16 protein-coding genes are annotated in these 17,367 nt (G+C 61.1%); 15 read left to right on the top strand and 1 reads right to left on the bottom strand.

Annotation, left to right across the window (positions count from 1 at the left end; translation table 11 throughout):
• Positions 1-4: 4 nt before the first annotated feature.
• The 10 genes from phrB to nei all read left to right on the top strand — a co-directional run bounded on the left by phrB (position 5) and on the right by nei (position 8,972).
• Positions 5-1,435: a deoxyribodipyrimidine photo-lyase gene (gene phrB / locus C9411_RS13975; protein WP_107227284.1), complete on the top strand. Its 1,431-nt coding sequence runs from the start codon at positions 5-7 to the stop codon at positions 1,433-1,435.
• 22 nt (positions 1,436-1,457) lie between these two features.
• Entirely contained in the window at positions 1,458-2,438 is a 981-nt protein-coding gene (locus C9411_RS13980; protein WP_107227285.1) for an MBL fold metallo-hydrolase, read from the top strand.
• 18 nt (positions 2,439-2,456) lie between these two features.
• Positions 2,457-3,200, top strand: a complete 744-nt coding sequence (locus C9411_RS13985) for a type 2 GTP cyclohydrolase I (protein WP_025301873.1) — start codon at positions 2,457-2,459, stop codon at positions 3,198-3,200.
• A 159-nt stretch (positions 3,201-3,359) separates the two neighbouring features.
• Complete coding sequence (gene pxpB, locus C9411_RS13990) at positions 3,360-4,016, top strand: 5-oxoprolinase subunit PxpB (protein WP_004939909.1); 657 nt, start codon at positions 3,360-3,362, stop codon at positions 4,014-4,016.
• Positions 4,010-4,942, top strand: a complete 933-nt coding sequence (pxpC, locus tag C9411_RS13995) for a 5-oxoprolinase subunit PxpC (protein WP_107227286.1) — start codon at positions 4,010-4,012, stop codon at positions 4,940-4,942. Before pxpB ends, pxpC begins: the two co-directional genes overlap by 7 nt.
• Positions 4,932-5,672, top strand: coding sequence for a 5-oxoprolinase subunit PxpA (gene pxpA / locus C9411_RS14000; RefSeq protein WP_107227287.1), 741 nt, complete (start codon positions 4,932-4,934; stop codon positions 5,670-5,672). Before pxpC ends, pxpA begins: the two co-directional genes overlap by 11 nt.
• Before the next feature lie 54 nt (positions 5,673-5,726).
• Complete coding sequence (locus C9411_RS14005) at positions 5,727-6,458, top strand: DUF969 domain-containing protein (RefSeq protein WP_063991110.1); 732 nt, start codon at positions 5,727-5,729, stop codon at positions 6,456-6,458.
• Positions 6,455-7,474 (top strand): DUF979 domain-containing protein, encoded by a 1,020-nt coding sequence (locus tag C9411_RS14010; protein ID WP_107227288.1) that lies wholly within the window; start codon positions 6,455-6,457, stop codon positions 7,472-7,474. The genes C9411_RS14005 and C9411_RS14010 overlap by 4 nt, the downstream gene beginning before the upstream one ends.
• An 8-nt stretch (positions 7,475-7,482) precedes the next feature.
• The gene (gene pcp, locus C9411_RS14015) at positions 7,483-8,127 is read left to right on the top strand and encodes a pyroglutamyl-peptidase I (RefSeq protein WP_033655163.1); all 645 of its coding nucleotides are present in this window, start codon (positions 7,483-7,485) and stop codon (positions 8,125-8,127) included.
• A 53-nt stretch (positions 8,128-8,180) separates the two neighbouring features.
• Complete coding sequence (gene nei, locus C9411_RS14020) at positions 8,181-8,972, top strand: endonuclease VIII (RefSeq protein ID WP_107227289.1); 792 nt, start codon at positions 8,181-8,183, stop codon at positions 8,970-8,972.
• A gap of 57 nt (positions 8,973-9,029) precedes the next feature.
• On the opposite strand, the gene C9411_RS14025 is transcribed toward nei, so the two are convergent.
• Positions 9,030-10,322: a citrate synthase gene (locus tag C9411_RS14025; RefSeq protein ID WP_016928730.1), complete on the bottom strand. Its 1,293-nt coding sequence runs from the start codon at positions 10,320-10,322 to the stop codon at positions 9,030-9,032.
• 730 nt (positions 10,323-11,052) lie between these two features.
• Here C9411_RS14025 and sdhC point away from each other — a divergent pair.
• The 5 genes from sdhC (at position 11,053) to sucA (ending at position 17,366) form a co-directional block, all read left to right on the top strand.
• The gene (sdhC, locus tag C9411_RS14030) at positions 11,053-11,442 is read left to right on the top strand and encodes a succinate dehydrogenase cytochrome b556 subunit (RefSeq protein WP_004939893.1); all 390 of its coding nucleotides are present in this window, start codon (positions 11,053-11,055) and stop codon (positions 11,440-11,442) included.
• Entirely contained in the window at positions 11,436-11,783 is a 348-nt protein-coding gene (gene sdhD / locus C9411_RS14035) for a succinate dehydrogenase membrane anchor subunit (protein WP_004939891.1), read from the top strand. The genes sdhC and sdhD overlap by 7 nt, the downstream gene beginning before the upstream one ends.
• Entirely contained in the window at positions 11,784-13,550 is a 1,767-nt protein-coding gene (gene sdhA / locus C9411_RS14040; RefSeq protein WP_063991113.1) for a succinate dehydrogenase flavoprotein subunit, read from the top strand.
• A gap of 16 nt (positions 13,551-13,566) precedes the next feature.
• Positions 13,567-14,283 (top strand): succinate dehydrogenase iron-sulfur subunit, encoded by a 717-nt coding sequence (locus C9411_RS14045; protein WP_004939885.1) that lies wholly within the window; start codon positions 13,567-13,569, stop codon positions 14,281-14,283.
• Between the two features lie 275 nt (positions 14,284-14,558).
• On the top strand, positions 14,559-17,366 hold the full coding sequence (sucA, locus tag C9411_RS14050; RefSeq protein ID WP_025301881.1) for a 2-oxoglutarate dehydrogenase E1 component: 2,808 nt from the start codon (positions 14,559-14,561) through the stop codon (positions 17,364-17,366).
• Position 17,367 lies beyond the last annotated feature (1 nt).

Here is a 17,367-nt window from a genome sequence, read left to right on the forward strand (position 1 = left end):
TTTTATGACCACGCATCTGGTCTGGTTGCGTAACGATCTGCGTATCACCGACAACAAAGCACTGCACGCCGCCTGCAGCGATCCTGAAGCCCGGGTGCTGGCGGTGTTTATCGCCACCCCGCAGCAGTGGCGGCAACATGAGATGGCGCCGCGGCAGGCGGCGCTGATCCACGCCAGCCTGCAGGCGGTGCAGCAAGCGTTGGCGCACAAGGGCATTGCACTGCATTGCCATTCCTGTGCGGACTTTGCCGCGTCGATTGACTGGCTGGCGGACTATTGCGAGCGAGAGCAGGTGGATGCGCTGTTTTACAATTGCCAATACGAACTGAACGAACGGCGGCGCGATGCGCGGCTGGAACAGCGGTTGAGCGGCCGGGTGAGGTGCCACGGTTTCGATGACAGCCTGCTGTTGCCGCCGGGCAGCGTGTTAACCGGCGGCGGCGAGATGTACAAGGTCTATACGCCGTTTCGCAACGCCTTTCTTCAGCGCCTGACCGAGTCCGACGTGAGTTGCCTGCCGGCGCCGAAGATCCGCGCCGGTGGCGCGTTGCCTGCGCCTGAGGCGCTGGCGGCGTTCGATTACCCCACGGCGGAGACTGGGGATGGCTATCCCGCCGGCGAGGAGGCCGCGTTGCAGCGGCTGCGCGCCTTTTGCCGCGAGCAGGTGCAGGATTACCTCCGGCAGCGCGATCTGCCGGCCCTCGCCGGCACCAGCAGCCTGTCGCCTTATCTGGCGATCGGCGTGCTGTCGCCGCGCCAGTGCTTCAATCGCCTGCGCGCCGAATGCCCGCAGCTGCTGGAAGATCGCGAAAGCGGTGCCTTCGCCTGGCTCAACGAGCTGATTTGGCGCGAGTTCTATCGCCATCTGCTGGTGGCCTATCCCGAGCTGTGCCGCCATCGGCCGTTTATCGCCTGGACGGACAAAGTGCGCTGGTGCGATGACGTGGTGAAGCTGCAGGCCTGGCAGCGGGGTGAGACCGGCTACCCGATCGTCGATGCCGCCATGCGCCAGCTGAATGCCACCGGCTGGATGCACAATCGGCTGCGCATGATCAGCGCCAGTTTTCTGGTGAAGGATCTGCTGATCGACTGGCGCGCCGGGGAGCGCTATTTCATGTCGCAACTGCTGGATGGGGATCTGGCGGCCAACAACGGCGGCTGGCAGTGGGCGGCCTCCACCGGCACCGACGCCGCGCCGTATTTCCGCATCTTCAACCCGACGACTCAGGGTGAACGTTTTGATCCACAAGGCACTTTTATCCGTAAATGGTTGCCGGAACTGGCGGATGTGCCTGACAATGACATCCATCACCCCCATCGCTGGGCGGAAAAGCAGCGATGCACGCTGAACTACCCGCTGCCGATCGTCGACCATAAGCAAGCCCGGCTGGAGACGCTGGCGGCGTTCGAGGCGGCAAAACGGGGAGAGTCTTGAGGCAACTGCAAGGAGCGATGCAATGATGAAAAAGGTGCTGGCCCTGTGCCTGAGCGGCTATTCGGCGCTGGCGATCGCCGGCTTTGACGTGGTGGCGCTCGGCGTCGACGGCGGCGTCAGCGACGGCAATCTGACCTCCTACCTGATCCGCAGCGACAATCAGCCGCGGTATGTGGCGCTGGACGCCGGTTCGCTGCTGCCGGGCATCGCCAAAGGGCTGGAGAAGGGCAGCTTCCCGCAGGTGACGCCCGAGCTGGCCGCGCCTTACACGCCGCAGGGCTATGTGTTCCGGCAGTTGATCGGCAGCTACTTTATCAGCCACGGCCACCTGGACCACGTGGCGGGGCTGATCGTCGGCTCACCCGAGGACAATAAAAAAACCGTTTACGCCCAGGCGGACACCGTACTGACCCTGCGTAATCACTACTTCAACTGGAAGGCGTGGCCGAACTTTACCGACGCCGGCAACGGCTCGCGGCTGGGCACCTACCGGCTGCAAACGGTGCGGCCGCAGCAGCGGTTTACCCTCGGCCTGACCGGATTGACCGGCGTGATGTACCCGCTCAGCCACGATCGCTATCCGTCGTCGATGCTGCTGATTTCCAACGGCAGCGAGTTCTTCGCCTACTTCGGCGATACCGGGCCGGATAAGGTGGAGCAGTCGCGCGATCTCGATACCGTCTGGCGCGCGCTGGGGCCGCTTGTCGAGCAGAAGAAGCTCAAGGGCATGATTATCGAAACCTCTTACCCTAACGGGGTGGAGGATAAACATCTGTACGGCCATTTGACGCCGGCCTGGCTGCTGAAGGAGCTGAAGAACCTGACACAGTACAGCGGCGGCGATGGCTCGCTGAACGGTTTGCCGGTGGTGATCAGCCACATCAAGCCCACCCTGAAGCAGGGCGAAGACACGCGCGCCGCCATTGCGCAACAGCTGGCGCAGGGCAACGATCTGGGCGTGAAATTCATCCTGATGGCGCAGGGCGACCGGCAGACATTTTGACTATGAAGAGAGAAGAGAATGCGTAACCTCGATCTGGAACAACTGATCAACACGGAACTGAACGCCGCGGCGTTTCAGGACTACGCCCCCAACGGATTGCAGGTAGAAGGCCGCCCGCACGTGCAGCGCATCGTGACCGGCGTCACCGCCTGTCAGGCGCTACTGGACGCTGCGGTGGCGCATCAGGCCGACGCGATTATCGTGCACCACGGCTATTTCTGGAAAAACGAGGCGCCGGCGGTTCGCGGCATGAAGCGCAACCGCCTGAAAACGCTGCTGACCCACGACATCAACCTGTACGGCTACCACCTGCCGCTGGACGCGCATCCGGTGCTGGGCAACAATGCGCAGCTGGCGCAGGCGCTGGGTATTCGGGTGATTGGCGACGTCGAGCCGCTGGTGCCGCACGGCGAATTTGAACAGCCGCTGACCGGCGAAGCGCTGCAGCAGCGTATCGAAAGCCGGCTGGGGCGTGCGGTGCTGCACTGCGGCGATAACGCGCCTGAGCACATTCGCCGGGTGGCCTGGTGCACCGGTGGCGGCCAGGGCTTTATCGACAGCGCGGCGCGCTTCGGCGTCGATGCGTTCATCAGCGGTGAAGTGTCTGAGCAGACCATTCACAGCGCGCGCGAAATGGGCGTGCATTTCTTCGCCGCCGGCCACCACGCCACCGAGCGCGGCGGCGTGAAGGCGTTGGGCGACTGGCTGGCGCAGCACCACGGCTTTGATGTGACCTTTATCGATATCCCGAATCCCGCCTGATTTTTTTCTTCCCCGGATCCAGCCCGGCCTGTGCGCCGGCTGAATCCTTTTACCGCGCTATTTCCTTATTTTCCTTATGGTTGCGTTCTATTGACAGCCGGGGCCGCGTCACGCATAACTGGTGTGTTTTTCATCGCGATAATAATAAGGAGAATAAGGGTGCAACAAGCACGTTATTACCTGTTGGGTGAGAGAGCGGTAGTGCTTGAACTGTCGCCGCCGGTGACCTTACCGAGCCAGCAGCGCATCTGGGCGCTGGCGGAAAAGCTGAATCACCACCCCGACGTGCGGGAAGTGGTGCCGGGAATGAATAACCTGACGCTGTTGCTGCATACGCCGCAGGCCGACGCCGAAGCGATGCTCGCATTGCTGCAGCAAGGTTGGGAAAGCAAAGAGAGCCTGACGCCGGAATCGCGCCAGGTGGATATTCCGGTGGTCTACGGCGGGGAGCAAGGCCCCGATCTGGATGAAGTGGCGCGCCATACAGGCATGACGCCGCGGCAGGTGGTGGAATGCCACGCGGCGGCGGCCTACGTGGTCTATTTCCTCGGCTTTCAGCCGGGTTTCTCCTATTTGGGCGGCATGCCGGAACAACTGGCGACGCCGCGCCGCGCTGAGCCGCGTCTGGCGGTGGCGGCCGGCTCCGTCGGCATCGGCGGCGGCCAGACCGGCATCTATCCGCTGGTGACGCCCGGCGGCTGGCAGCTGATTGGCCGCACGCCGCTGGCGCTGTTCAATCCGCATGAAATGCCGCCGACGCTGCTGCGCCCGGGCGATAACGTGCGCTTCGTGCCGCAGAAGGAGGGCGTATGCTGATTATTCTGCGTGCCGGCATCTATACCACGGTGCAGGATTTGGGCCGCGAGGGATTCCGCCGCCTGGGCATCAGCACCGGCGGGGCGCTGGATCAACCGGCGTTGAAGATCGCCAACCTGCTGGTGGGCAATGCGCCTGAGGCCGCCGGGCTGGAGATCACCCTCGGCCAGTTCAGCGCCGAGTTTACCCGCCCTGGCTGGATCGCCCTGACCGGCGCCGGCTGCGACGCGCAGCTGGACGGCAAGCCGCTGTGGACCGGCTGGCGCTACCCGGTGAAAAAGGGGCAGCGGCTGGCGCTGGGCACGCCGAAACGCGGCATGCGCAGCTACCTGGCGATCTCGGGCGGCATCGCCGTGCCGGAAATGCTGGGCTCGTGCAGCACCGACATGAAAGCCGCCTTTGGCGGCCACGAAGGCCGTAACCTGAAGGACGGCGATCGGCTGCCGCTGGGCAAATCCACCGCGCTGCCGCAACACCGCAGCGGCGTGAAGCAGCTGCTGTTCACCAACCGCATCCGCGCGCTGCCGGGGCCGGAGTACGCCGAATTCAGCGAAGAGGCGCAGGACACGTTCTGGCGCACCGCCTGGCAGCTCAGCCCGCAGAGCAACCGCATGGGCTACCGCCTGCACGGCGGTACGCCGCTGGAGCGCACCACCGACCGCGAGATGCTGTCGCACGGCCTGCTGCCCGGTGTGGTGCAGGTGCCGCACAACGGCCAGCCGATCGTGCTGATGGCCGATGCGCAAACCACCGGCGGTTACCCGCGTATCGCCTGCGTGATCGAGGCCGATCTCTACCACTTGGCGCAGATCCGTCTCGGCGAACCGATCCACTTCGTTCTCTGCTCACTGACGGAGGCGCAGCGCGCCAAGGCTGAGCAGGATCTCTTCCTTCGACAGATTGCCTGGGGGTTACATGATCGTTGATTTGAACGCCGATCTCGGCGAAGGCTGCGCCAACGACCAGGCGCTGTTGCAATTGGTGAGTTCGGCCAACATCGCCTGCGGCTTCCACGCCGGCGATGCGCAGACCATGCGTCAGTCGGTGCGCTGGGCATTGCAGTACGGCGTGGCGATCGGCGCTCACCCGAGTTTTCCCGATCGGGAGAACTTCGGCCGCACCCGCATGCAGCTGCCGCCGGAAACGGTGTACGCGCAGGTGGTGTATCAGCTCGGGGCGCTGGCGGCCATCGCCCGTGCCGAGGGCGGGGTGATGGTGCACGTTAAGCCGCACGGCATGCTGTACAACCAGGCGGCGGTTGAGCCGGCGCTGGCGGAAGCGATCGCCCGGGCGGTGCAGGCGGTCGATCCGGCGTTGCGGCTGGTGGGGCTGGCCGGCAGCGAGCTGATCCGCGCCGGGGAACAACTCGGTCTGACCACCCGGCAGGAGGTATTCGCCGATCGCGGGTATCAGGCCGACGGCACGCTGGTGCCGCGCGGTTTGCCGGGGGCGTTGATCGAAGATGACGAACAGGCGCTGGCGCAAACCCTGGAGATGGTGCGCCATCACCGGGTGCGCAGCGTTGATGGCGTCTGGGCCGCCGTTCAGGCGGAAACCGTCTGCCTGCATGGGGACGGCGAGCATGCGCTGGCGTATGCGCGCAAGCTGCGGGACAGTTTTGTTCAGCAGGGGATCCGCGTCAGCGCGGAGCAGTAAAGCAAGACACAACATCACAAGCAAAAAACTATTAGAAAATATCGAGGGAAGACTATGGAACAGGCCGTGAATCTCTGGCCACTGATTGGCATCGCCGCCATCGTGGTCGGATTTGTATTGCGTTTCAACCCGGTGCTGGTGGTGATCGCCGCCGGCATCATCACCGGTTTGGCGGCGCTGATGCCGCTGGACGTCATTCTGGAAAAGCTCGGCGAGGGCTTTCTCAACACCCGTAACCTGCCGCTGATCCTGCTGCTGCCGCTGGCGGTGATTGGCCTGCTGGAACGCCACGGGCTGAAAGAGCGGGCGCAGGCGTGGATCGCTAAGATCAAAAGCGCCACTGCCGGCCGTTTGCTGATCGTGTACCTGTTCGTGCGCGAGATTACCGCGGCGATGGGACTGACCAGCCTGGGCGGGCATCCGCAGATGGTGCGGCCGCTGCTGGCGCCGATGGCGGAAGGGGCGACGGAAAACCGCTACGGCGAGCTGCCGGAGCGCACGCGCCACCGTCTGCGCGCCATGTCGGCCGCGACCGACAACGTCGGGCTGTTCTTCGGCGAAGATATCTTCGTGGCCTTCGGCGCGATCATCTTCATGCACAACTTTATGCTGGAGTCCGGCGGCATTCAGACCGAGCCGCTGCATATTGCGCTGTGGGGCATTCCGACCGCGATTTTCGCTTTCCTGATCCACGCGTTCCGGCTGTATCGAATGGATAAACGGCTGAGCGCTGAGCTGGCGCAGCTGAATCAGGCGGCGCTGCAGGCGAAGGGGGAGGCACGATGAACTTCCAGCAACAATACCTCTACTGGCTGGCCGGTGCGGTGCTGCTGATTGTGGCGGTGATGTCCTTCCGCGATCGCGCCAACCCGCGCCGCATCACCACCGGGCTGTTTTGGGGGCTGTACGGCCTGGTGTTCCTGGTCGGCGACTGGACTTACCGCCTGTTGGGCGACGTGCTGGGCGAGGGCAGCAACGAAAAACGCGTGCTGCATATCATCGTTGGCGGGGTGGTAGTGGTGATGGCCCTGATTGCCGGCTTCGGCGGCGTGCGCCTCGGCAGCTATCACCAGCGGACGCCGCAGGAGCGCGAGGCCAGCGCCAAGCGCCTGGGCAACAAGCTGTTTATCCCCGCTCTGGCGATCCCGGTGGTGACGGTGATCGGCGTGCTGCTGTTCAACAACGTGCCGGCATTGCAAAGCGCGGTGTTCGGCAGCGGCAACCACGCGACGCTGATCACCCTGTTCTCGATGACCGTTGGTTGCCTGCTTGGCCTGGCGATCGCGGTGAAAATGACCCACGAGAAGGCGCTGCAGCCGGTGCAGGAAGCGCGGCGTTTGCTGGATTCGATCGGCTGGGCGTTCATTCTGCCGCAGATCCTCGCCACGTTGGGGCTGCTGTTTACCGTCGCCGGCGTCGGCACCGCGATCTCGCATTTGACCCAGGAGTATCTGGCGGTCGATAACCGCTTTATCGCCGTGGCAGTCTACGCTATCGGTATGGCGGTGCTGACCATGGTGATGGGCAACGCCTTCGCCGCTTTCCCGATCGTTACCGCCGGTATCGGCATTCCGATCCTGGTGCTGCAACACGGCGGTAACCCGGCGGTGATGGCGGCGATCGGCATGTTCTCCGGCTATTGCGGCACCCTGATGACGCCGATGGCGGCGAACTTCAACATCGTGCCGGCGGCGCTGCTGGAGCTGCCGGACAAGAATGCGGTGATCAAGGCACAGGTGCCGACCGGCGTGCTGCTGCTGTTGGTTAACGTGTTCCTGCTGTATTTCCTGATGTTCCTGTAGGAGTAAGGATGCAAAAAGTATTGATTACCGGCTTTGAGCCGTTTGGTGGCGAGCGCCTCAACCCCTCCTGGGAAGTGGTGAAGCAGCTCAATGATATGGAGCTGGTCGGCACGCGCATCGTGGCGCGCCAGCTGCCGTGCGTGTTCGGCGCGGCGCTGGACGCGCTCAATGCGGCGATCGACGAGGTGCAGCCGGTGATGGTGCTGGCTATCGGCCAGGCCGGCGGCCGTACCGACATCACGATTGAACGGGTGGCGATCAACGTCGACGACGCGCGTATCCCCGACAATCAGGGGCAGCAACCGGTGGACGAGCCGATCGTCGCCGGCGGTCCGGCGGCCTATTTCAGTACCTTGCCGATTAAAGCGATGGTCAGTTCGATGCGCGAGGCCGGCATTCCGGCCGCCGTTTCGCAGACTGCCGGCACCTATGTGTGCAACCATGTCATGTATGGCCTGCTGCACCGTTTGAGCGGCCAGCGCGAGGTCAAGGGCGGGTTTATCCATATCCCGTACCTGCCGGAGCAGGCGGCGGCACACCCCGGTGCGCCGAGCATGGCGGCCTCGACGGTGCTGTTTGCATTGGAGTTGGCCGTTTCCATCGCTTTGCAGGTGGAACACGATCTGAAAGTGGTGGGCGGCGCGACGCATTAATCATGTCATCCCCGGCGCATCGGGCTGCGCCGGGTCTATGCAAGGAGTGGTCTATGCCGGAAGGACCGGAGATTCGCCGGGCGGCGGACAAACTGGCGGCGGCGGTGATCGATCAGCCGCTGACCGCCGTCGATTTCGCTTTTCCCCAGCTGAAACACTATCGCCAGCGTCTGCTCGGCGAGCATATCGTCGCCATTGAGCCGCGCGGCAAGGCGCTGCTGACCCATTTCTCCAATGGGCTGACAATGTACAGCCATAACCAGCTGTACGGCGTGTGGAAAGTGGCGGCGGCAGGGGAGACGCCGGAGACCAAGCGCGATCTTCGGGTGCGGCTGGAAACCGCCCGCAGCGCGATATTGCTCTACAGCGCTTCCGACATTACCGTCGGGCCGCGCGAGGAAATAGAGCAACACCCGTTTTTGCAACGCATCGGCCCTGACGTGTTGGACATGTCGCTGACGGTAGACGATGTGGCGGAGCGGTTGCTGACGCCGCGTTTTCGCCGCAGGCAGCTGGGGGGCATGCTGCTCGACCAGGCGTTTCTTGCCGGATTGGGCAATTATCTGCGCGCCGAAATCCTGTGGCAGGCCGAATTGGCGCCGCAGCACAAACCGCAGGATCTGACGCCAGAGGCGCTGCGTCGCCTGGCGGAGGCATTGCTGGCGGTGCCGCGCCTTTCTTACCAGACGCGCGGGCAGGCGGATGACAACCGGCATCACGGCGCGCTGTTTCGCTTCAAGGTATTTCATCGCAGCGGCGAGCCCTGCGAACGCTGCGGTGGGATGATCGTGCGTACCGAACTGTCGTCGCGGCCGTTTTATTGGTGCCCGGGCTGCCAGAAATAACCAAAAAAAACGCCGCCCGAAGGGGCGGCGCTGTGCGGTTTCAGCCGGGAAAGCGGCTTACTTGTTTTTCAGCTGGGATTTGAAATCGCGTTCGGCATAGCCGGTGTACAGCTGACGCGGACGGGCAATTTTGATGCCTTCGTCGTGCATTTCGTTCCAGTGGGCGATCCAGCCGATGGTGCGCGCGATGGCGAAGATCACGGTGAACATGGAAGAAGGAATGCCCATCGCCTTCAGGATGATGCCGGAGTAGAAGTCGACGTTCGGGTACAGTTTCTTCTCGATGAAGTACGGATCGTTCAGCGCGATGTGTTCCAGCTCCATCGCGACCTGCAGCAGGTTGTCGTCCTTCTTGTTCAGCTCTTTCAGCACTTCGTGACAGGTTTCGCGCATCACGGTAGCGCGCGGATCGTAGTTCTTGTACACGCGGTGGCCAAAGCCCATCAGGCGGAAGGAGTCGTTCTTGTCCTTGGCGCGCTTGATGAATTCCGGAATGTGCTCGACGGTCTTGATCTCTTCCAGCATTTTCAGCGCCGCTTCGTTGGCGCCGCCGTGAGCCGGTCCCCACAGGGAGGCGATGCCGGCCGCGATGCAGGCGAACGGGTTGGCGCCGGAAGAGCCGGCGGTGCGCACGGTCGAGGTAGAGGCGTTCTGCTCATGGTCGGCGTGCAGGATCAGAATGCGGTCCATGGCGCGTTCCAGCACCGGGTTCACCACGTACTCTTCGCACGGGGTGGCGAACATCATGTGCAGGAAGTTGCCGGCATAGGACAGATCGTTGCGCGGGTAAACGAACGGCTGGCCCAGGGAATATTTGTAGCACATCGCCGCCACGGTCGGCATTTTGGACAGCAGACGGAACGCGGTGATTTCACGGTGACGCTCGTTGTTGACGTCCAGCGCATCGTGGTAGAACGCCGCCAGCGCGCCGGTCACGCCGCACAGCACCGCCATCGGGTGCGAGTCACGACGGAAACCACGGAACAGATGGGTGATCTGGTCGTGGATCATGGTGTGGCGGGTGACGGTGGTCTTGAAGGTCTCGAACTCTTCCGGCGTCGGGGTCTCGCCGTACAGCAGGATGTAGCACACTTCCAGATAGGAAGATTCTTTCGCCAGCTGCTCGATAGGGAAGCCGCGGTGCAGCAGCACGCCTTTGTCGCCGTCGATGAAGGTAATCTTGGATTCGCAAGAAGCGGTGGAGGTAAAGCCGGGATCAAATGTGAAATAACCTTTGGAACCCAGAGCGCGGACATCGAGGACATCAGGGCCCAGTGTCGGTGTCAATACGCCCAGTTCGATCGGAGCTTCGCTGTCGTTAATGGTTAGCGTCGCTTTCTTATCAGTCATTTACTGTCTCCTTAGCGCCTTATTTTAAAAACCACTAACAACTGAAATACCTTAAATCTCTGCAGGTTGCCCGCAAAAAAATGGTGCGGACGCTAACTCTGTGAGCGACTGCGCAACTGTGCGCGGGTAGGGTACAGAGTGCTGACCAGGCGAACGAGACGGGTGACCAGTTGTTAACGATTCATAGTAATTCGTTATAGTCTGTTAATCTTACCTATGAGCTGTTCGAAGAGATGTGAACCTATCCCAATAATCTGTTTTTATTTGCTTTATTTGCTTTTTGACGCTGGCAAAATCGAGCGGGAAACAACGGCTATTGGGATAGGTTCGTCAAATACACTGTTGCATAACTCGAACCCGGGGGGAAGTGTATCTGCTGACCCATAGCGCATCATAGGACCGTTTGTGCCCCTATATGTAATGGAAATGTTGATCTCTTGTCAAATCAGATAATTAATTTTGCACTAATTGTGAAATCCGTGATCTGAATCACTGTTCGGGGGAAATGTTATCAAAGCGGTTGTATGAGAATTGTAATCAGAATGTGATCCTCCTATACTGCCGCCAGGTCTCCGGATTACCCTGAAGTAGGAGCACCCAGCGTTATAAATGCGCGCCGTTTGAGCACAGAGGATGTTGATGTTTGAGCGCGTGACGTGTAAGGGTTTTAGGCTCTTAACGCTGTCTGATCCCCGCCCAGGCCCGGAGGAAGGAAAATAATAAGAGCTGTGTGGGCAAATACGTGAAAAAACAACGACCTGTCAACTTGGATCTGCAAACGATCCGGTTCCCTGTAACTGCGATAGCGTCTATCTTACACCGAGTCTCTGGCGTAATTACCTTCGTTGCCGTGGGTATCCTCCTCTGGCTGCTGGGCCTGTCACTCTCTTCCCAAGAGGGGTTCCTGCAGGCGGCCGCCATCATGAATAGCTTCATCGTCAAATTCATATTCTGGGGCATCCTCACGGCGCTGGCCTATCACATTTGCGGTGGCATCCGTCACTTGTTAATGGATTTTGGCTACATCGAAGAGAGTTTGGCCGCCGGTACCCGTTCCGCCCAGGTGGCGATCGGTCTGACCGTCGTGCTGTCAGTTCTGGCTGGAGTCCTCGTATGGTAAACAACGTTTCTGCATTAGGGCGCAACGGCGTGCACGATTGGCTGCTGCTGCGCGCTTCCGCTATCATCATCACCCTGTACGTCCTGTATATCCTGGGCTTTTTCGTCACGGCCCCGGAACTCACTTATGACATCTGGCGCGGTTTCTTCGCCACTTCCATTACGAAAGTGTTCACTCTGCTGACCTTGCTGTCGATTCTGGTGCACGCCTGGATCGGGCTGTGGCAGGTGCTGACGGACTACGTCAAGCCGCTGGCGGTTCGCCTGGTGTTGCAGCTGGCTGTCGTGGTCGCGTTACTGGTCTATTTACTGTACGGAACAATCGTAGTGTGGGGTGCTTAAATGAAACTGCCAGTCAGAGAGTTTGATGCCGTCGTAATCGGCGCCGGCGGTGCGGGCATGCGTGCCGCGCTGCAAATTTCCCAAGCGGGCTCGACCTGTGCTCTGCTGTCCAAAGTTTTCCCGACCCGTTCCCATACCGTGTCCGCACAGGGCGGCATCACCGTCGCGCTGGGCAACAGCCACGAGGACAACTGGGAATGGCATATGTACGACACGGTGAAAGGTTCCGACTATATCGGTGACCAGGACGCCATCGAATATATGTGTAAAACCGGCCCGGAAGCGATTCTGGAACTGGAACACATGGGCCTGCCGTTCTCTCGTCTGGACGACGGCCGCATCTATCAGCGCCCGTTCGGCGGCCAATCGCTGAACTTCGGCGGCGAGCAGGCGGCGCGTACCGCAGCCGCAGCTGACCGTACCGGCCACGCGCTGCTGCACACCCTGTACCAACAGAACCTGAAAAACCACACCACCATCTTCTCCGAGTGGTATGCGCTTGATCTGGTGAAAAACCAGGACGGCGCGGTGGTCGGCACCACGGCTATCTGCATCGAAACCGGTGAAGTGGTTTACTTCAAAGCCAAGGCCACCGTGCTGGCGACCGGCGGCGCAGGCCGTATTTATCAGTCCACCACCAACGCCCACATTAACACCGGCGACGGTGTCGGCATGGCGCTGCGCGCCGGCGTGCCGGTGCAGGACATGGAAATGTGGCAGTTCCACCCGACCGGCATCGCCGGCGCGGGCGTGCTGGTGACCGAAGGCTGCCGCGGCGAAGGCGGTTACCTGCTGAACAAACACGGCGAGCGCTTCATGGAGCGTTATGCGCCGAACGCCAAAGATCTGGCGGGCCGCGACGTGGTTGCCCGTTCGATCATGATCGAAATCCGCGAAGGCCGCGGCTGCGACGGCCCTTGGGGCCCGCACGCCAAGCTGAAGCTGGATCACTTGGGTAAAGACGTGCTGGAATCCCGTCTGCCGGGCATTCTGGAACTGTCCCGCACCTTCGCGCACGTCGATCCGGTGAAAGAGCCGATCCCGGTTATCCCAACCTGTCACTATATGATGGGCGGCATTCCGACCAAAGTGACCGGCCAGGCGCTGACCGTGAACGAGAAAGGCGAAGACGTGGTGATCCCGGGGCTGTTCGCCGTGGGGGAAATCGCCTGCGTATCGGTGCACGGCGCCAACCGCTTGGGCGGCAACTCGCTGCTCGACCTGGTGGTGTTCGGCCGTTCCGCCGGCATGCACCTGCAGGAATCGCTGGAAGAGCAGGGCGAGAGCCGTGACGCCAGCGACTCCGACGTGGAAGCCTCGCTGGACCGTCTGAACCGTTGGAACAACACCCGTTCCGGCGAAGACCCTGTCGAAATTCGCAAAGCGCTGCAGTCTTGCATGCAGCACAACTTCTCGGTATTCCGCGAAGGTGATGCGATGGCCAAGGGCCTGGAAGAACTGAAAGTGATCCGTGAACGTCTGAAGAACGCACGCCTGGACGATACCTCCAGCGAGTTCAACACCCAGCGCATCGAATGCCTGGAGTTGGATAACCTGATGGAGACCGCGTATTCCACCGCCGTGTCGGCCAACTTCCGTACCGAGAGCCGTGGCGCACACAGCCGCTTCGACTACCCGGAACGCGATGACGCCAACTGGCTGTGCCATTCGCTGTATCTGCCGCAATCGGAAAGCATGACGCGTCGTGAAGTGAACATGCAACCGAAGCTGCGCCCGGCATTCCCGCCGAAAGTGCGTTCTTACTAATTGCGGAGATCGACAGATGAAACTCGAATTTTCCATTTATCGCTACAACCCGGATGTCGATGACGCGCCGCACATGCAGGACTACACCCTGGAAGCGGAAGAAGGTCGCGACATGATGCTGCTGGATGCGTTGATCCAGCTGAAAGAAAAAGACCCAACCCTGTCGTTCCGTCGCTCATGCCGCGAAGGCGTCTGCGGTTCCGATGGCCTGAACATGAACGGTAAAAACGGCCTGGCGTGCATCACCCCGATTTCGTCGCTGCGCAAAGGCAACGGCAAGATCGTGATCCGTCCGCTGCCGGGCCTGCCGGTGGTGCGCGATCTGGTGGTGGATATGGGCCAGTTCTACACCCAGTATGAAAAGATCAAGCCATACCTGCTGAACGACGGCAAGAACCCGCCGGCGCGCGAACATCTGCAGTCGCCGGAGCAGCGCGCCAAGCTGGACGGCCTGTACGAGTGCATTCTGTGCGCCTGCTGCTCGACCTCTTGCCCATCGTTCTGGTGGAACCCGGACAAGTTCATCGGCCCAGCCGGTCTGTTGGCGGCGTATCGCTTCCTGATCGACAGCCGTGACACGGAAACGCAAGAACGTTTAGATGATCTGGACGACGCTTTTAGTGTTTTCCGCTGCCATAGCATTATGAATTGTGTCAGTGTATGTCCTAAAGGCTTGAATCCGACGCGTGCGATCGGGCATATCAAGTCCATGCTGCTGCAACGCGGCGCATAAACGGAATGAGATGCTGCGCCGGGCTCTTTTCCGGCGCACATCCCATAGGGGAGGGAACCTCTAAAAACTGACCCGCGGCTGCGGCGCTATGCAGCCTGGTTCTTCCGCCGGTTTTTAGAGGTTCCTTGTAAGGGACCGCAAGGTCCATAACAGAACGTATCGGGCCGTCATGGCCGCAAGTACGTCGAGTGAACCGTTTTACGGCAAACCGTATTCATCACGGTAATTATGTTAACCACGGCGAAAACTAAAGCTTCAAAGCTTAAGGGATCATGATGCAGAACGGCGCAATGAAGGCCTGGCTGGATTCCTCCTATCTGGCGGGCGCGAACCAGTCTTACATAGAGCAGCTCTATGAAGACTTCTTAACCGATCCGGGTTCCGTTGAAGATAGCTGGCGTTCCATTTTTCAACAGCTACCAACCGCGGGTGTCAAACCCGATCAGCTTCACTCTCAAACGCGCGATTACTTCCGCCGCCTGGCGAAAGACTCCGCGCGCTACAATACCACCATCACCGATCCGGAAACCGACGCCAAACAGGTCAAGGTACTGCAGCTGATAAACGCCTTCCGCTTCCGCGGACATCAGCATGCCAACCTCGATCCGCTCGGCCTGTGGCAGCGCGAGCAAGTTCCTGACCTTGATCCCGCTTACCACAACCTGACCGAAGCCGATTTCCAGGAAACCTTCAACGTGGGCTCTTTCGCCATCGGCAAAGAAACCATGAAGCTGGGCGATCTGTACGCCGCGCTGAAGCAGACCTATTGCGGGTCGATCGGCGCTGAGTACATGCACATCACCAACACCGAAGAGAAACGCTGGATCCAGCAGCGCATCGAGTCGGTGGTGGGGCGCGCCAGCTTTACCGCCGACGAAAAACGCCGTTTCCTGAACGAGCTGACCGCGGCAGAAGGCCTGGAACGTTACCTGGGCGCCAAATTCCCGGGTGCCAAACGCTTCTCGCTGGAAGGCGGCGACGCGCTGGTGCCGATGCTGAAAGAGATGGTGCGCCACGCCGGTAAGAACGGCACGCGCGAAGTGGTGTTGGGCATGGCCCACCGCGGCCGTCTGAACGTGCTGATCAACGTGCTGGGCAAAAAGCCGGCCGACCTGTTCGACGAATTCGCCGGCAAGCATAAAGAACACCTCGGCACCGGTGACGTGAAATATCACCAGGGCTTCTCTTCCGACGTGGAAACCGAAGGCGGCATGGTTCACCTGGCGCTGGCGTTCAACCCGTCGCACCTGGAGATCGTCAGCCCGGTGGTTATGGGCTCGGTACGCGCCCGTCGCGATCGTCTGGACGAAGCGCGCAGCAACATGGTACTGCCGATCACCATCCACGGCGACGCCGCCATCACCGGCCAGGGCGTGGTTCAGGAAACCCTGAACATGTCTCAGGCTCGCGGCTACGAAGTGGGCGGCACCGTGCGTATCGTCATCAACAACCAGGTTGGCTTCACCACCTCCAACCCGCTGGATGCGCGCTCTACCGAATACTGCACCGACATCGCCAAAATGGTTCAGTCGCCGATCTTCCACGTTAACGCGGACGATCCGGAGGCCGTGGCCTTCGTCACCCGCCTGGCGTTGGATTTCCGTAACACCTTTAAGCGTGACGTGATGATCGATCTGGTCTGCTACCGTCGCCATGGGCACAACGAGGCCGACGAGCCGAGCGCCACCCAGCCGGTGATGTATCAGAAGATCAAGAAACACCCTACGCCGCGCAAAATCTACGCTGACGTTCTGACCGAGCAGAAAGTGGCCAGCCTGGAAGATGCCACGGAAATGGTCAACCTGTACCGCGACGCGCTCGACCGCGGCGATTGCGTGGTTGAAGAATGGCGTCCGATGAATCTGCACTCCTTCACTTGGTCTCCGTACCTGAACCACGAGTGGGACGAAGAGTACCCGAGTAAGGTTGAGATGAAGCGTCTGCAGGAGCTGGCACGTCGCATCAGCACCGTGCCGGAAGCGATCGAAATGCAGTCGCGCGTGGCGAAAATCTACGCTGACCGCGCCGAGATGGCGGCGGGCAACAAGCCGTTCGACTGGGGCGCTGCCGAAACGCTGGCTTACGCTACCATGGCGGATGAAGGCATCCCGATCCGCATCTCCGGTGAAGACGCCGGCCGCGGTACCTTCTTCCACCGTCACGCGGTGGTGCACAACCAGAAAAACGGTTCCGTCTACGTTCCGCTGGCGAACATCCATAGCGGCCAGGGCGAATTCAAGGTCTGGGACTCCGTGCTGTCTGAAGAAGCGGTGCTGGCGTTCGAATACGGTTACGCCACGGCGGAACCGCGCACGCTGACCATCTGGGAAGCGCAGTTCGGTGACTTCGCCAACGGCGCGCAGGTCGTTATCGACCAGTTCATCAGCTCCGGCGAGCAAAAATGGGGCCGCATGTGCGGTCTGGTGATGCTGCTGCCGCACGGTTATGAAGGCCAGGGCCCTGAGCACTCTTCCGCGCGTCTGGAGCGTTATCTGCAGCTGTGCGCAGAGCAGAACATGCAGGTGTGCGTCCCGTCCACGCCGGCGCAGGTTTACCATATGCTGCGTCGTCAGGCGCTGCGCGGTATGCGTCGTCCGCTGGTGGTGATGTCGCCGAAGTCGCTGCTGCGTCACCCGCTGGCGATTTCTTCGCTGGACGAACTGGCCAACGGCACCTTCCTGCCGGCGATCGGCGAGATCGACGACTTGGATCCGAAAGCGGTCAAGCGCGTCGTGCTGTGCTCCGGCAAGGTCTACTACGACCTGCTGGAACAGCGTCGCAAGAACGAGCAGAAAGACGTGGCCATCGTGCGTATCGAGCAGCTGTATCCGTTCCCGCATCAGGCCGTGCAGGCCGTGCTGGAGCAATACTCGCACGTGCATGATTTCGTCTGGTGTCAGGAAGAGCCGCTGAACCAGGGCGCCTGGTACTGCAGCCAACACAACTTCCGTGAAGTGGTGCCGTTCGGGGCTTCTTTACGCTACGCAGGACGTCCGGCCTCCGCTTCTCCGGCGGTGGGCTATATGTCCGTACACCAGAAGCAGCAGCAGGCTCTGGTGAACGACGCGCTGAATATTGACTAAT

It is taken from the genome of Serratia sp. Nf2 (genome assembly GCF_003028435.1).
Taxonomy (GTDB): domain Bacteria; phylum Pseudomonadota; class Gammaproteobacteria; order Enterobacterales; family Enterobacteriaceae; genus Serratia; species Serratia marcescens_L.

Coding starts and splice junctions, on each gene's coding strand:
- pxpA (WP_107227287.1), top strand. CDS start 4,932: ATGATCGTTGATTTGAACGCCGATCTCGGCGAAGGCTGCGCCAACGAC.
- phrB (WP_107227284.1), top strand. CDS start 5: ATGACCACGCATCTGGTCTGGTTGCGTAACGATCTGCGTATCACCGAC.
- sdhA (WP_063991113.1), top strand. CDS start 11,784: ATGAAACTGCCAGTCAGAGAGTTTGATGCCGTCGTAATCGGCGCCGGC.
- C9411_RS13980 (WP_107227285.1), top strand. CDS start 1,458: ATGATGAAAAAGGTGCTGGCCCTGTGCCTGAGCGGCTATTCGGCGCTG.
- C9411_RS14010 (WP_107227288.1), top strand. CDS start 6,455: ATGAACTTCCAGCAACAATACCTCTACTGGCTGGCCGGTGCGGTGCTG.
- sucA (WP_025301881.1), top strand. CDS start 14,559: ATGCAGAACGGCGCAATGAAGGCCTGGCTGGATTCCTCCTATCTGGCG.
- pxpC (WP_107227286.1), top strand. CDS start 4,010: ATGCTGATTATTCTGCGTGCCGGCATCTATACCACGGTGCAGGATTTG.
- C9411_RS14045 (WP_004939885.1), top strand. CDS start 13,567: ATGAAACTCGAATTTTCCATTTATCGCTACAACCCGGATGTCGATGAC.
- sdhD (WP_004939891.1), top strand. CDS start 11,436: ATGGTAAACAACGTTTCTGCATTAGGGCGCAACGGCGTGCACGATTGG.
- nei (WP_107227289.1), top strand. CDS start 8,181: ATGCCGGAAGGACCGGAGATTCGCCGGGCGGCGGACAAACTGGCGGCG.
- C9411_RS13985 (WP_025301873.1), top strand. CDS start 2,457: ATGCGTAACCTCGATCTGGAACAACTGATCAACACGGAACTGAACGCC.
- C9411_RS14005 (WP_063991110.1), top strand. CDS start 5,727: ATGGAACAGGCCGTGAATCTCTGGCCACTGATTGGCATCGCCGCCATC.
- C9411_RS14025 (WP_016928730.1), bottom strand. CDS start 10,322: ATGACTGATAAGAAAGCGACGCTAACCATTAACGACAGCGAAGCTCCG.
- pcp (WP_033655163.1), top strand. CDS start 7,483: ATGCAAAAAGTATTGATTACCGGCTTTGAGCCGTTTGGTGGCGAGCGC.